We start from the raw sequence: 13,495 nt of genomic DNA, 5'->3' as shown, positions 1-13,495 counted from the left end.
CCTGAACCCCCGCTGCCGTTTTACCGAGGTGTCCAACTTACACTTGCAATTTGCGACAAACTTTTTAAATTACAATTTTTTGCTCTTGATTGGACGGGAACAATCAAGCCGTTCTCCGAGTCAAAAAACTCTCTGTGCGTATATCATACCCCACCACAGCGGCAAAGCGGATGCGTCTTAATTCCAATATTCATCCGCCACACCTTATGCCCCAACATTTTGATGCAAGGAAATGTCCACAAATATAACCGGTTTTCAAAATAATTCCCCACAGTTTTGACGGGAACTTCCGTAAAAAGTGCGATTTTCAAAGCGCTTTTGTACATCAACATAATGGGGATGGCACAGAATACCGGAATATCCTGTGCCATTAATGCTGCCATTACTAAAAGGTCTCCAGCAGCGCGGCGCCATCCTCGGACATCTTCTCGGTGAGGTGCTGATAGATCTGCATGGTCACCTGAATGTTTTTGTGACCCAGCCGGTGCTGCACATATTTCGGCGAGGCCCCCTTTTCCGCCAGAATCGTGGCATGGGTGTGGCGAAGACTGTGATAGTCGAATTTCTGAAAGCCCAGCTCCTGCGTAGCCACCCGGCTGACGTGCTGCATGGTTCGGCTGTTGATGTACGTCCCATCCATTCGCCGCATGACAAGCTGCACCTCTGCGCCGTCCCCGGCGGTGTTGAGCCGGTCGTTCTGATCCCGGTAGCTGCGAACGTAAAGCTCCTCGTAGAGCGCGGGAGCCGCATTTTGCCGAGCTTTTTCCCGCTTCAGGGCGGCTGCCACGTCTGCCGAAATCTCGATGGTACGAACGCTGTTGTACTTCGGCGCGGTGAAGTACCAATAGCCCGGCGCACCGGCCTTCTCGTCTTTTTCGTGCCAGAGCATCTGCTTGCTGACGGTCAGCGTCTTGGCGTTCAGGTCGATGCAGTCCCAAGTCAGGCCGAAGGCCTCGCCAATCCGCAAGCCGCATTTGTACCCCAGCAACAGCGGCAGATAGGAGCTGCTCCCCTCGGGAAACCGGGCAAAGATGCGCTCCATTTGCTCCGGCGGGATATATACGTGAGGCGCGCTCCGCGTGCGCACGGCGGCAACGGCTCTCGTGGAGGGCAGTCTCACGTACTGGGCGGGGCTGACCTGCAAATATCGGAGCGGCTGCACGGCATAGGCCAGACTTCCGGTCAAAATCCCTTTCAAAACCGCCAGCGTGTTGCGGCTGTATCCGGCGTTGAACTTGTCATTGATCAGCTTTTGCACGGCTTCCGGCGTCAAGGCGGCAAGATAGTACTTGCCAATGGCGGGCTTGATGTGTAACCGAATCTTTTTTTCGTAGTTGGCGTAGGTCTCCGGCTTACAGTTGATCTTGCAGTAACGCTCCATCCACAGATCGAGGTAGTCTGAAACGCTGAGGGCTGACGGTGTGAAGGATGCGCCGGATTGATTGTATTCGTTCATCGCTTTGGTGCCGGCGGCGGACGCTGCACCCTTTGTCCGAAAGCCGCTCTTGCTGATAATCTTCCGTTTGTTTCCGATGCGGGCGCCTTCAAAGCTGTATTGCCAGCGCTCGCCTCGTCTTTTCAATCTCAATTCACTCATGCTGTTTCCTTTCTCAAAGGTGGGACGCCGGAATCAAACCCCGGCGTCCCACCGCATCAGCTTGCCGGTCGCAACGCCTTGATGTTGCCCAAGTCGCTCAGGTCATAGCCCTCGTACTTGCGCAGGAACTCATCCAGCGCTTCCTTGCGTACCTTGAGGGAGCCCAGCTTCAGCGCCGGGAGAAGCCCCAGATCAATGAGCTGGTAAACGTAGCCGATGTTGGAGTGCAGGAGCAGACTTACTTCCTTGACGGTGTAGATGACGCGGGAATTCGGGTCGTTGCGTTCCATAAAACCATCCCTTTCAAAATGTTTATTAGATTCAGAAAAACAGTGAAATATAATTGATTTCTACGTTTCATTGTTATAGTATATAGATGAAAAGCCGTGAGAAACGGATGGAACGTCCCCGTGATCTTCCTTGATCGCCTGAACCAGCGCATCCTTGCGGATCCGGTAGACCCGGGGAATATGCACCTTTTTTTTCGCGAGGTGAACGGTGGCGCACCCGTCCTCCTGAATCACCAGCGCACCCATATCCTTGAGCTTCTGGACAACCCTTGAGAGCGGGATGTCTTGATATCCGGGCTGCTGATGAATGAAGCGCTCCAGTGCATCTCTGCGCAGACATAGATCCCCCTTCCATATAATTCCGTCGTGCTTTTCAAGCTCTTTCAGTCTCGGGGCCAATCGGAACACGGCCTCGCAGTTGTTGTAGGCGTCCAGCATAATTTCGGCCAGAGTGCCGCGCTTTTTGCTTCTGCTGAAACGGAGCAGCGCGCGTTCCTGGGCGGAAAGAGTGAGCAGAACTGCCGTCGTAAACTGCTGATCCAACCGCTGTGTGTTGCATCCGGCATCGGCGGCGGCGCATTGCAGCAGGTGGTACACCGAAATGAGTACCACCAGATTTTGGGTGACCCGGAATGGACAGGCCTCTCCAAAATTTGTACTGGGCGGCGTATGTAACATGCCTGCCGCCTGCGGAGTGTGACTCGTCAACCACTTGAGGAAAGCAACCACACCATCGCCGATGAGCTGTGTGGAAAGTTCTTTGGAGAGCGGCTCCAGCGACTTGATGGGAACGGGAACGCACCGGGTAAGCTCGGACTCCTCGGCCATTTCAAACTCTGCCGTGAAGATAAGGAAGGCTGCGCACCGCTGACGCAGGGAGGCACCGTCTGGGCCGTTCTTTACGACCGATGTGTGATTGGTGGCTCGATGAATCAGATCGCTGGCCAGCTCCATCCGCTTTTGCTGAGTGCGGTGGCCGGTGGAGACGCACAGATCGTCAATTAATAGAGGCGTGTTCGGAAAGGCTGCAAGAGCCGCAGTGAGTCCGCCGGATGTGCTGGAGGCATCCATATGGAGTGCGGGGGTGTTGCTGGCAGCATCCAGATACCAGCCCGTCATGCGCCGGGCCAGCTCCGTCTTCCCGACGCCGCTTGGCCCCACAATGTGCAGCACGCCCTGAAAGTCAAGACCCTGCTCGTGCAGGTAGGAGCCAAGCAACGCGGCAAGAACGTAGACAAACACCAGAAGGGCTTGCGGGGGAGCGGCTTCCAGCAGCGGTACCAGCGCAGGAAAGGGCGCGCTGTTCTGCACCTGCACGCGATAGCTGGAAAGAGTCGGGGAAACCGCGCAGGGAGTGCGGCAGTCACCAATGATTTGATTCGCCAGCACATACACCGTTTGCCCGTCTGGAAGGACGTGCAACCCGCTGCGCTCAAAATAATAGCCGCGATTGGCTAAACCCAGATGCGCGCTGTCCGGCAATTGAACCGGCGGCATGCTGGCCTGATTTAACAAATGGATAACATGATCTTCGAAAAGCGCGGCATGCCGTGGGGGACAAATCAAGGTGGGGAGAGCTTTTTTCAGTTTGGAAACCCTTAATGCGCTTGGGGTAAGCTTAAGAGTCGTATGACGCCCACCTTCAAACTGAAAGTCAACCTCGATCAGATCCGGCACGGCGGTAAGATCCCCACCGGGCTTTGCGAAGGTCCTTAGGACGCGGGGAATCGCATTGGAGACCCAGACATCGCCTAGATACAACCCAAACTTATCCATGCGACACCTCCTGCCTGTCGGCCGATTCCGGTTTTGACGTATCCACGGCAGGGACTGCGGCGGACAGACATGGATTCGACAGCGGAATAGGTTTGGAGCCCGTATGCGTCTTCTTTCCTGACTTGAAACGCGGTGCCTTGATATAATGCAGGGGTATCGCGGGGACTACAATCATTTTTTTCATAACCCAACCTCCTCTTTTCTTATTTTTATTTTCCCACGAAGCAGGAGGGATTTGAACGGGCATTTCTTTCTTTTTTGAGGTAGTTTTCTTCCAAAATTGACGGTTTTAGCGCGAAACACGATTTAACTGTAAAATTAGCAGAAAATCCGTCAAATGCGGTGGCTTAAATTTCAAGTTTCACAATTCAAATTGTCATATTTATATATTTTGGCAGAAGGTGGGAATATGGAAGAAAAACGATTTGACCTGAAAAAGATGTCCTGTTATGGTCTGCCCTATGAATTTCACTCCAAGAAATTTCATCGGTGGATTGGGGCGCAGCTTTTGGAAGAAGCGCGGAATGACGTGGAGAAGCTGTCTTTGCACGGGGGTTCTGATCTGGCGGCTGTGGTGCAAATCGTACGCGAGGTGTTGACCGATCCTGATTACGTAAAGGAACACGCTGAGAAGTTGATAATTATTTTGCCCATTCTTTATCAGAGCGATGTGGACTTTACGGCGCAAACCTGCACAGTGCCTGGAAATAAAGAGTTGCTTGTTGAGAATTTGAAAGACATGCTGCTCTATTGGGCGTATATGCAATGCTGTCGGGAATATTTATCTCGCGCGACGTCTTTGATGGGCAGATCGGACTACGTAAGTAAAATACCAAAGCAATCGGTTGTGCAGGAGGATGAGAGCGATGAAACATACATTGATACGCTTAAAGATAAAATCGAGCTGGTTTATTCCTCGTATCTGAACCGGCTGAAGATGGAGGGGTTCCGCGGCATGAGGGCTGTTTCCGCTAACCGAAGCCTGATAGGACGAACCAATCAGGATTTTTGGTTAGTGCCATGCTTGCCGGCAGTGTTTATCCTGAACATCGTCAATAGGGTGGCTGACTGTGCGAAGGCGCAGAAGGATTTGCTGTCGCTGAAGTCCTTACAGGCTGAACGTGAGAAAGCCTTTGCAATCCACGGCTTTATAAAAGCTAATCGGGAATTAAAGAAAGAGCTTTGCACGACCCTGAAGGAAGAAATGAGATATTATCCGGTTCGCTATCCCGATGCGGAAAAAATATCAGCGAATCAGAATAACAATGTCTGTGAGGAGGAGAAGGAACGGCTTCGGCAAGAGCAGCGAAAGCATCTACTTGCCCGAGATATTCCATTTGCCCTTCCTGTTTGCAAGATTCGTAAACTGGCAATGGATTTGGCGGAGCTTGAGAATTTGAACCCAGAGCAGACAATGATTCTGATGGGCTGGTTACCCAACTACTTATACGGCAGCAGGGCGACGGAGGGGGAAACAAAGCAGCATAAGCCTGAAATTGGCGAAAAGGGAAGAAAGATACTAAAGATTTTTAGGGAGCTTGTTTCGCCTGAATATTACAACTGCAAAGGGGGAGATTCGGAATATATTTTCAAGGTTCAAAAAGCCTTAAAAAATCTGCAGGATAATGATTTTTTGAGCGGCGGCACGGTTTCTGACTTGAAGATTCATGATTTTTTAAACAAGTATTTTGTTTATGTGGATGTGACCGAATGGCTGGTTTTTGCCGGCTCTCCGGTTTCCATGCTGACGGACTATCCCAAATTGGGCATTCCGTATTTGGATAAGCAATACAGCGCTTTTAGGGATAAATTCGAGTCTCAGCGGGACAGGTATATCAAGAACCATATCAAATCAGACTGCAAGGACAAAGAGACTGATTTAAACGCAATTGCCAAAGAAGCCGTGCGGAGGATGACACTCACGCAGGCGCTCGATTTCCTTCAGACTATTTTAGAATGCGATCAGGTAGATGCAAAGACTATCTGGAAAGCTATGTACAACCAGATGAAGAACACACAAAATAAATTGCCCGAAGGATTTGCCGAGGGGAAGGTGACCGATTCGGGGCTGTTTGCAAGGTTTCCTGATTTTTGGGATCAAGCTGCAAAGCAGGTGAGTCGTGCGGGAATGAATGTCTTATTCAGGGCGTCTCTTTACTTTCATGAAGTCAAGGAATATAGCGGGAAAAATACGAGGCCGTGTATAATAAAGTTCGCAATTTCATGAAGGCATAGAAAAGCCATTGGGACTCCGGTAAAATGAATGGTGTCGAGACATTCAAAAAAGGAGTGATCACCCAATGGCTCAAGGAAAGAATATCACAGGTCTTACGGATTTGCTACTCAAATGTATGAGCGAGCCGGACCCCATGCTCAGTATGCTGGAGTGGCTATGCGCACAACTCATGGAGGCAGAGGTCTCCAGCATTGTGGGCGCGGAAAAGAACGCACACAATCCGTCCCGCAGCGATTACCGCTGTGGATATCGCCCCCGGCGGCTGGATACCCGCATGGGAACGATGTACCTCATGGTGCCAAAGCTGCGCAGCCGTGGATACATCCCGTTTTTTGTCACAGAGCGTAAGCGCAGCGAGGCGGCGCTGATTCAGGTCATTCAGGAGGCGTTCGTACAGGGCGTGTCCACCCGGAAGATGGAGAAACTGGCCCACAGTTTGGGAATTGAAAATCTCTCCCGAAGCCAGGTCAGCGAGATGACAAAAGGGCTGAACGAGCAGGTGCAGGACTTCCGCAGCCGGTCCCTGGCAGAGCGCTATCCTGTCATATGGGCGGATGCACTGTATGAGAAAGTCCGCGTGGACGGCCGCGTCGTCAGCATGGCGGTGCTGGTTGCCTGCGGCGTCAATGCGCAGGGGCAGCGAGAAGTGCTGGCTGTGGAGCCGATGATGGATGAGTCCAAAGAAAGTTACGCTCAGCTGTTTCAAAACTTAAAGCAGCGAGGGCTGGAAACTCCATCGCTGGTGGTTTCCGACGCCAATAAGGGGCTGATTGCCGCTATCCGCGAAAGCTTTCCCGGTGCTTCCTGGCAGCGGTGTAAGGTACATTTTATGCGGAATATTCTGGCTCATGTACCGCAGAAAGAGAAGGACTCTTTCGCGGCGCAGCTAAAGGAAATTTGGCTGGCACCCTCCGCTGAGTTGGCCCGCCAGCGGGCAACTCAGCTCTCAGCGCGGTATGAAAAGCGATTTCCAAAGGCAATTGAGATTTTGGAGGAGGGGCTGGAGGATTCACTGGCATTCTATGCGTTTCCAGAACTCGACGCTCGCAAAATCTCTTCAACCAACATGCTGGAGCGGCTGAACAAAGAAATCCGCCGCAGAACCAGCGTTGTTGGGATTTTTCCCAACCCGGATTCCTATCTCCGATTAGTGACAACCTACCTCATAGAGTATGCCGAGGACTGGTCTGTTTCCAGGGCATACCTGAATCCGAAATCCATTCAGACACTGCTGTTAAACGCAGCCTAATTCACCGCCCGGAGTCCCCAAATTGCGAACTTCCCTTGACGCGGCCAAATACGAGCAGCAAAAATCCGAAAACTAAAAAGCCGGGGAAACTGGGGTAAAACCCCGGTTTCCCCGGCTTTTGTTTAAACCATATACCAAAGCCAGCGGGGCGTTCGCCCCGCTGGCTTTTCACTTCAATAGGGTGGGTTTGTTTCCAGTGTATACACAAATTTGCCCTATTAAGTATACAACAACACCCCATAATGCCAGTCCCCACAAGTGAACCTTTTTCTATTTAACTGCCTCTATTAACATGTTGACAGATTTAAATTGAATGATGTAGGGGGCACAGTTTTCTGTGTAATTTTTGATTGCCACACAACAAGCTTATAAAGAATCTTTTAGGAGGATTGTTTATGAGCAGCAAGGAGATTAAGAAGCGCACGGCTGTATACGAATTGGAACCGGATGGCTTTTCTATTCACACATTTGAGTTGGGTATGAGACTGTCCGGATATCAAATGAAACAGATGGCGGATTCGCTGTACGGCAAGCAGAAACAGAATGGTTCTAAGCGGGCATGGATCTATCAGCAGGGCAACATTCATCACTGTACTTGCTATAGAAAGTCAGGCATTCGGATCGCATTGCAGGACAACCGCAAGTCCAGTGAGTTTGGCACTTCTTATGTATATATGACGGTAAATCCTCGATTGCTGATAGACCCCGACTCATCCTATCGAGGGATTCTCCCTCCCACTAAAAATAGTATCAAAGAAGTCAAACGGGCTTTTTCAAAGCTGTTCAAAAAATCTCCGTTTGAAAGCGATATCAATGCCTACCAATTGCGCCGGGTCGATTTGTGCACAAATCTTCACTGCAACCACAAGAAAATTTTTCGTGAAACAGTGCGTGCTCTGCGGAAGCTGCCAACGCCGTCAAAATATCAGCGCAAAGAACTGCGGCTAAATAATAAAGAAAAGGAGAGAACGGCAAACAAACACTATTTGCGGTTTCACTGCGAATCTCAGGATTTGGTGGTCTACGATAAGAGCTATCAGTTGGTTGAGAACGGCCTTGTTATGGCACATGAGGAACTGCCGGACAGCGTATTGCGCTTTGAAGTGCAGTACCAGCGTGAGTATCTTCATCGAGCCGAAAAATCCACCGGATATGACCGCCCGACTGATTTGCTTTGGTACTACATGAAAAACAGCGAGACGCTGCTCTGCGACAATTTCGCTCAGAACTTTCCGGACGTTACCTTTTGCTGTATGGATGAAATCGAGGGATGCATTGCAAGCTCCAAGTTCAAAAAGGACACAAAAGAAAAAATGCTGAAACTGGCGCAGCTGCTTCAACGAAAACAGAGTGTGGATCGCGCCCTGAAAGAGCTTAAAAAGGCTGGTATTTCTACCGACGGCTTGTTGGACCATTTTACTAAATTGAAAATCAGCCCCATTCCACTGTGGAAAAATTTCTGCGCAAAGCGGATCCCGGGGCCGGTGGAGTTGCTGCGGGATATTTCGTTGGGCGAAATTTCTGTTGAATATGAAAAAGTCAAGTTTAAGTAAATCTCTTGACGCATTGCTGTTTCAATTGACTTCGCCGTTTAATTGTGTTGTTTTTGTTACCATCATCTGCTCTCAGCGTGAACCGAAGAGCTGGGAATCCATGATTCCTAATGACGAGAATTTATCCAATGCCATAATAAAACGTGCCACGAAGCATTTTACTGTCGTGATTAAACCTCAAATCCCCGACTAATTCGGTCGTTTTAAACCGCACGGCGGCCGCTCTGTTCTGTAGAAATGCACTGAATGGAACACCAGAAAATATCTCCATGTACCCCTCTGAGATTTTTACACGACTCTCTTCACTTTCAGCAGACGGCCGTTTTCGTGTTTTATCAGAACAGCCATTGGTAATCCTGCTGGCCATCCAAAATATAGTCCACACAAATCGTGCTATCACGGACTTGGTATAAAACCAGATACCAATTCTCCACAAACATTTTGTGGTATTTTCCCGGCGGAATAAAAGCCGCCTCTAAAAAGCCAAAACGCTCCGGCATTTCACACAAAGATTTTATTTCATCCACGATATTACGCTGTGTCTTACGGGCAGCTTGCGGGCTGACCTCTGCCGAAAAGCGGATATGGGCACTGAGCATGACCCATGCAGCATCTGAAACAATGATCTTATATTGCACGGCTCTTTTTTTCAACCTCGTCAACAATGTCCGTCAGGTGTGCGTCCAGTTCGTCAATGGAATGCCCCATGCGTCCATTAACGCGACCTTCCTCCACGGCGAGGAGATCTTCCCGGAGCTTCAGCATTTTTTCCCTGCGGGAAAACGCCTGTATATCCATAACGACTAAATCTCCCTCACCGTTTTTTGTTAAATAAACGGGTTCACCGCTTGACTTGCAAATTGCTGCAATTTCATTGTAATTGTTGCGGATTGCAGCAGATGGCTTGATATTCATAGAAGTTTCTCCTCTATAGCTGTTTCGTGACTATATCATACACGAATATTGATATCCGGTCAATTCCTTTTTATGCCGAAACTAAGCCGAGGAGTAGGGCAAGCACCCGGCGCCTTACCGCATTGCTGCGCCAGGCTTCCCAAAACTCCCCACCAAACCGGACTTACACCTCTCGGCGTATCCGGCTCTCCAGAAAGCGGTCTGATTTTCCAGCGTGTAACAAATCATGACAGGCGGTACACAAAACCATCGTCTTACGCCTGCGCCCAATCGTTGCCTGTTCCCATAGGGCTTTTCCCCTGCATCATATACCAGCTTGCATTTAAATGCGTTTGCTCTGTTCCCTGATTGCCCGCGGATTTGTGCTGTTTGCTGAGGATGTTCCACTGACAGACTGAGACGACAGACACCGTTAGGTGTCTGCCGTCTCCCTTTTCAGCTTTCATGAAAACTGCTGTATTCCAAAATATCTATCTCACTGCGCCTTTTTCAGTGCCTGCAACTCATCATCCATCCGGCGAACCATGCTCTTGAGGAACTTGACCTCGTCCTCCAAATCGTCGACGCGGGAACGGGAGACGAGCTTCTCCAAAATAGCCTGCTGTCCCTCTACAAGTAGATTGAACTGCGGCTGAAACTGTGATTCCATTAGCACCTGCACCTCGCCCATAATCTCCTGCTTTTGAGCGGCCAGCTTAGAATCCATGATCTCGGAAATTGCCTGCAAATCTTTTTCATCCAGCATACCATCGCCTCCTGTCATTTAAATTATATCGGCACTCTGCCGGATTGTCAACCTCAAGCCTTTTGCTGCTGCGCCCTGTAACCTCAGTCCCTGCCTTGCCCGGGAGCCTGCCGCCCATTGGAATGGTCCCGCGCGGCATACAGGTCGGCCGCAAGGCCCGCCGCAATGCGAAAGCCGTCCTCAAATGCCAGCTTCATCATAAGGAGATTCAAATCTGCATTGGCGTTGGCGAAAGCGTCCAGCTGTTTCTTGCCCGTGCCATCCAGCGTTGACCCAAGGGCATCTTCGGCATCCGCCAGATTCTGCATCAAAGGGCGAATGCGCGGGTCGCGGCGGCTGTCCAGATCACAGGGATGCAGGTTTCCGTAAAATAAATCCTCCAGCATAGCTCACACCTCCCTGACCGGCACCGCGACGATTTGCCCGTTCAGCCGGAGAAATATTTCGGGGAACTGAAATCGTGTGGCATAGGCGTTCAGCTGCTCCTCGGTCAGCGAGACAAAATTCTCTGCATCCGCCGGAGCACCGCAGAGGAAGAATGTCCCGGCGATAATCTCATAGACAGCGCCGGTGGCGTCTTCGCGTAGCGCCCGGTTCAGGGGCAGACCCAGCAGCTTGCCGTCATCGTTGCAGACCAGCGCAATTTCTTCCGCAAAGGGGTAAATTGCCTGAATCGTTCCGCCCACCAGCGCCTGCATGGATTTCAGGGAGCCGTCGAGCTCCATCGTGCGCGGAGCCTTTTCAGGCTCAATTAAAAGTATTTTCATAGTCAGTCCTCCTGCATAAAAGGAACCCGCAGAGCCGTTTGAAAAGCTCTGCGGGTTGATATATAGTAGTTCATTGCTTTTTGTGCGAAATTTGGAATCCGAGTCTGTCCCGCTGCGGCAGCCAAAGCTGAAAGAGAGCGTCCTTCTCTGCTCGGTGCAGCGGATTTTTTCATCAGCCGCCGTTGACGAGGAAGTATAGCGCCACTGCCGCTACCGCCAGCACAATCAAGATGGTGCGCAGAATTTTCCCAAAGGTCCAGTTTTTGATGCGCTCCACATTTTCTTCGGAATTTTCCTCGTTAAAGTTCAGTTGAGAGACAGAGAACGGGATGGCACTGCCAATGACGTAGCCCACGTAGTAGCCAACGCTGGCGTGCTGTGTGCAGGTCAGTACCAGCGAGACCAGATATTTGGGGATGACCACAAACATCTGCTTGCATACCTGCCAGAAGAACCCGAAGAAGCACCAGAGAATATTGCCGGCCAAGCCGTGGTCGAAACCGGCCATATACTCGTGAAAGCCCACGGTGAACATCTCCCCGATACTTCGCCCGAACACCGCCAGACCATTTATTAGGCCGTCCAGAAAGCTCAGCTCAGGGACGACCTCACGACCCTGCACCAACAGCGATGTGTGTAAAACCACCACGTCCTTTTGGGCAAATTCCGGGGTGGCAGCAATCGCGAAGAAGAAGCTCCCAATGATAATGGCGAGTATGACAACGGTACTGAAGTTTGAGAAGGTTTTTGCGGTCGTCAGCTCTTTGGCGTTTTCGTATTGGAACAGCTCGTCGTTCAGCTCCTGCCTGACCTCCTCCGAAAAATCGCCCTGTTGGATTCGCTGCCGGAGCGCGTCCGCATTTCTGCGGAGGTCTTCCGAGATAAATTCCTCCCGAATTTCCTCATACGTATGCTGCGCCGCTGCGGCTGCGTCTCTGGTGGGATATTCTCTGCCCAGCGCTGTCCGGCAGGACAGGTCAATCTGCGCCAGCTCCTGCTGCACCTCCGTCAGATAAACCCGTCGGATGGGATTGTCCACCTGCTTCAGCTCCTGCTGAAATGCCAGCAATTTGGCCTCCATTTCATCCTCTGCGCGCTGGCAGTCCAGCAGCTGGCGGTGCAGACGGTCTGCCTCCTGCCGCATTCTGGCGGCCTCGTCTACATTCGCGCAGAGAATGGGCGCGACATTGGGCAGCAGTGGATCGACTGACCGCATCTGGCCGATCAATTCACGCTCTCTGTCTCGCAGAATCTGCTGATACTTTGCGCCGACTTTCGTTTGGTATCCGGACAGCGCTCGACATCCCGACTGCACCGACGCGAGACGCTCAAAATCGGTCTGCTGCATGATGGGGAGAATTTCATTCAGCTCCGCCCGCGCCCTGTCCGCTTCCTCACGGGTGGTAAATTCCAGCTCCTCCACCGTGCGGTATGCCCGGTCGAACTGCGCCACCGCGTCGTCGATGCGGCGCATGTCCACCGTCTCCTCGCAAAGACCCAGCTGTCGGCTGTATTCCCGCACCTGACGCTGGGCGTGAACGGCCTGTTCCTCCGTCTCCAATGACAGAGACGCGGCAAAGCTGTGCAGCTGTTCAGCCTTCTTTTCACGGATGGCACGAATTCCGAAATAGTCCGCCGCCCGTTCCAGAGCTCCCTCTGTGTCGCCAAAGCGCTCCAGCATGTAAAGATACCACTGGGGGAAATAGGGATTCAGATCCAGCGCCTGCATCAGCATGTCCAGCGCCCGCTGGGGGTCGGCGATCTTCTGCGCATTCTGCACCATGGCGGCGGCGGCGCGCGCCGCCTCGGGCGTCACCGACCCGTTGGATGCCGTTGCGTCTCCGCCAAATTGCTTCAGCGCCGCGATCAGGGCGTAGTGGCAATTGAACGCAGTGCGTCCAACGCCCTGCTGCAAGGTGGCAAGCGTGTCCGGGTCACGGAAAACCCTTGACTTTTTGGCGCTGGCGGCAATGCTGGATGTGATTTTCCCGAGGCCGTTGACCAGCATGTGCCCCGCGCCCAGCGCCATATTCATGGCTCCTGCTGTCGCCATCCCCTTGACCGCCCCGGAAAAGCCAAAGCCGCCGCCGATCACTCTGCCCCGGTTCTGGCGGCGTTCCCGGCGGTACTGATCCAAGTCCTCCTCATTCAGCACGATTTCCGCGTATTGGTCGCGAATTTTCATATAGCAGGGCGACCACGCGTCTATCTGTTCGCCGTATGTATCCAGCAGAAGCTGTGTGTCCACCGTGAGCACATCGTGCTCCATGAGGATTGCCACGCAGTGCTCCAGCACCGGCTGCAGCGCTTTCTGAAATTGCTCCGGGGCGTTTTGAATGACATCCTCCAAGGAGGCGTTGCTCTGAT

General features: G+C 51.8%; 16 protein-coding genes. 3 read left to right on the top strand and 13 right to left on the bottom strand.

Annotated features, from left to right (window positions below; translation table 11 throughout):
• Window positions 1–143: 143 nt before the first annotated feature.
• The 5 genes from RT018_RS04725 to RT018_RS04705 are packed head-to-tail and all read right to left on the bottom strand — an operon-like array spanning window position 144 to window position 3,847.
• On the bottom strand, window positions 144–383 hold the full coding sequence (locus RT018_RS04725) for a hypothetical protein (protein ID WP_312939741.1): 240 nt from the start codon (window positions 381–383) through the stop codon (window positions 144–146).
• A gap of 2 nt (window positions 384–385) precedes the next feature.
• A complete protein-coding gene (locus RT018_RS04720; RefSeq protein WP_312939740.1) occupies window positions 386–1,597 on the bottom strand; it encodes a site-specific integrase in 1,212 nt (403 codons plus the stop codon).
• Between the two features lie 56 nt (window positions 1,598–1,653).
• Window positions 1,654–1,887 (bottom strand): helix-turn-helix domain-containing protein, encoded by a 234-nt coding sequence (locus RT018_RS04715; RefSeq protein ID WP_312939738.1) that lies wholly within the window; start codon window positions 1,885–1,887, stop codon window positions 1,654–1,656.
• Between the two features lie 60 nt (window positions 1,888–1,947).
• Entirely contained in the window at window positions 1,948–3,663 is a 1,716-nt protein-coding gene (locus RT018_RS04710; RefSeq protein ID WP_312939736.1) for a hypothetical protein, read from the bottom strand.
• Window positions 3,656–3,847, bottom strand: a complete 192-nt coding sequence (locus RT018_RS04705; protein ID WP_312612920.1) for a hypothetical protein — start codon at window positions 3,845–3,847, stop codon at window positions 3,656–3,658. Before RT018_RS04705 ends, RT018_RS04710 begins: the two co-directional genes overlap by 8 nt.
• A gap of 225 nt (window positions 3,848–4,072) precedes the next feature.
• Between RT018_RS04705 and RT018_RS04700 the strand changes: the two genes are divergently transcribed.
• The 3 genes from RT018_RS04700 (at window position 4,073) to RT018_RS04690 (ending at window position 8,701) form a co-directional block, all read left to right on the top strand.
• Entirely contained in the window at window positions 4,073–5,890 is a 1,818-nt protein-coding gene (locus tag RT018_RS04700; protein ID WP_312939734.1) for a hypothetical protein, read from the top strand.
• A 73-nt stretch (window positions 5,891–5,963) separates the two neighbouring features.
• On the top strand, window positions 5,964–7,148 hold the full coding sequence (locus RT018_RS04695) for an IS256 family transposase (protein ID WP_312939732.1): 1,185 nt from the start codon (window positions 5,964–5,966) through the stop codon (window positions 7,146–7,148).
• A 395-nt stretch (window positions 7,149–7,543) separates the two neighbouring features.
• Entirely contained in the window at window positions 7,544–8,701 is a 1,158-nt protein-coding gene (locus RT018_RS04690; protein WP_312939730.1) for a hypothetical protein, read from the top strand.
• Window positions 8,702–9,036: 335 nt separating this feature from the next.
• Here RT018_RS04690 and RT018_RS04685 read toward each other — a convergent pair whose 3' ends face one another.
• From RT018_RS04685 to RT018_RS04655, 8 genes are all read right to left on the bottom strand, one after another.
• The gene (locus RT018_RS04685; protein ID WP_397359716.1) at window positions 9,037–9,354 is read right to left on the bottom strand and encodes a type II toxin-antitoxin system RelE/ParE family toxin; all 318 of its coding nucleotides are present in this window, start codon (window positions 9,352–9,354) and stop codon (window positions 9,037–9,039) included.
• Window positions 9,329–9,616, bottom strand: coding sequence for a type II toxin-antitoxin system Phd/YefM family antitoxin (locus tag RT018_RS04680; protein WP_312158912.1), 288 nt, complete (start codon window positions 9,614–9,616; stop codon window positions 9,329–9,331). The genes RT018_RS04685 and RT018_RS04680 overlap by 26 nt, the downstream gene beginning before the upstream one ends.
• Before the next feature lie 163 nt (window positions 9,617–9,779).
• Entirely contained in the window at window positions 9,780–9,887 is a 108-nt protein-coding gene (locus RT018_RS15790; RefSeq protein WP_397359720.1) for a hypothetical protein, read from the bottom strand.
• Window positions 9,871–10,062, bottom strand: a complete 192-nt coding sequence (locus RT018_RS04675) for a hypothetical protein (protein ID WP_312939727.1) — start codon at window positions 10,060–10,062, stop codon at window positions 9,871–9,873. Before RT018_RS04675 ends, RT018_RS15790 begins: the two co-directional genes overlap by 17 nt.
• A 29-nt stretch (window positions 10,063–10,091) precedes the next feature.
• The gene (locus tag RT018_RS04670) at window positions 10,092–10,361 is read right to left on the bottom strand and encodes a hypothetical protein (RefSeq protein ID WP_312939725.1); all 270 of its coding nucleotides are present in this window, start codon (window positions 10,359–10,361) and stop codon (window positions 10,092–10,094) included.
• A gap of 83 nt (window positions 10,362–10,444) precedes the next feature.
• A complete protein-coding gene (locus RT018_RS04665; RefSeq protein ID WP_293008596.1) occupies window positions 10,445–10,747 on the bottom strand; it encodes a DUF6809 family protein in 303 nt (100 codons plus the stop codon).
• A gap of 3 nt (window positions 10,748–10,750) precedes the next feature.
• A complete protein-coding gene (locus RT018_RS04660) occupies window positions 10,751–11,128 on the bottom strand; it encodes a DUF3846 domain-containing protein (protein WP_293008598.1) in 378 nt (125 codons plus the stop codon).
• A 172-nt stretch (window positions 11,129–11,300) separates the two neighbouring features.
• Window positions 11,301–13,495, bottom strand: a 2,195-nt coding sequence (locus RT018_RS04655) for a hypothetical protein (RefSeq protein ID WP_312939722.1), incomplete at its 5' end; no start/stop codon positions are given.

It is taken from the genome of Oscillibacter sp. (assembly GCF_032060045.1).
GTDB lineage: Bacteria > Bacillota > Clostridia > Oscillospirales > Oscillospiraceae > Oscillibacter.
The sequence above is the reverse complement of the archived record's forward strand: the minus strand, read 5'-3'. Positions and strand labels throughout refer to the sequence as shown.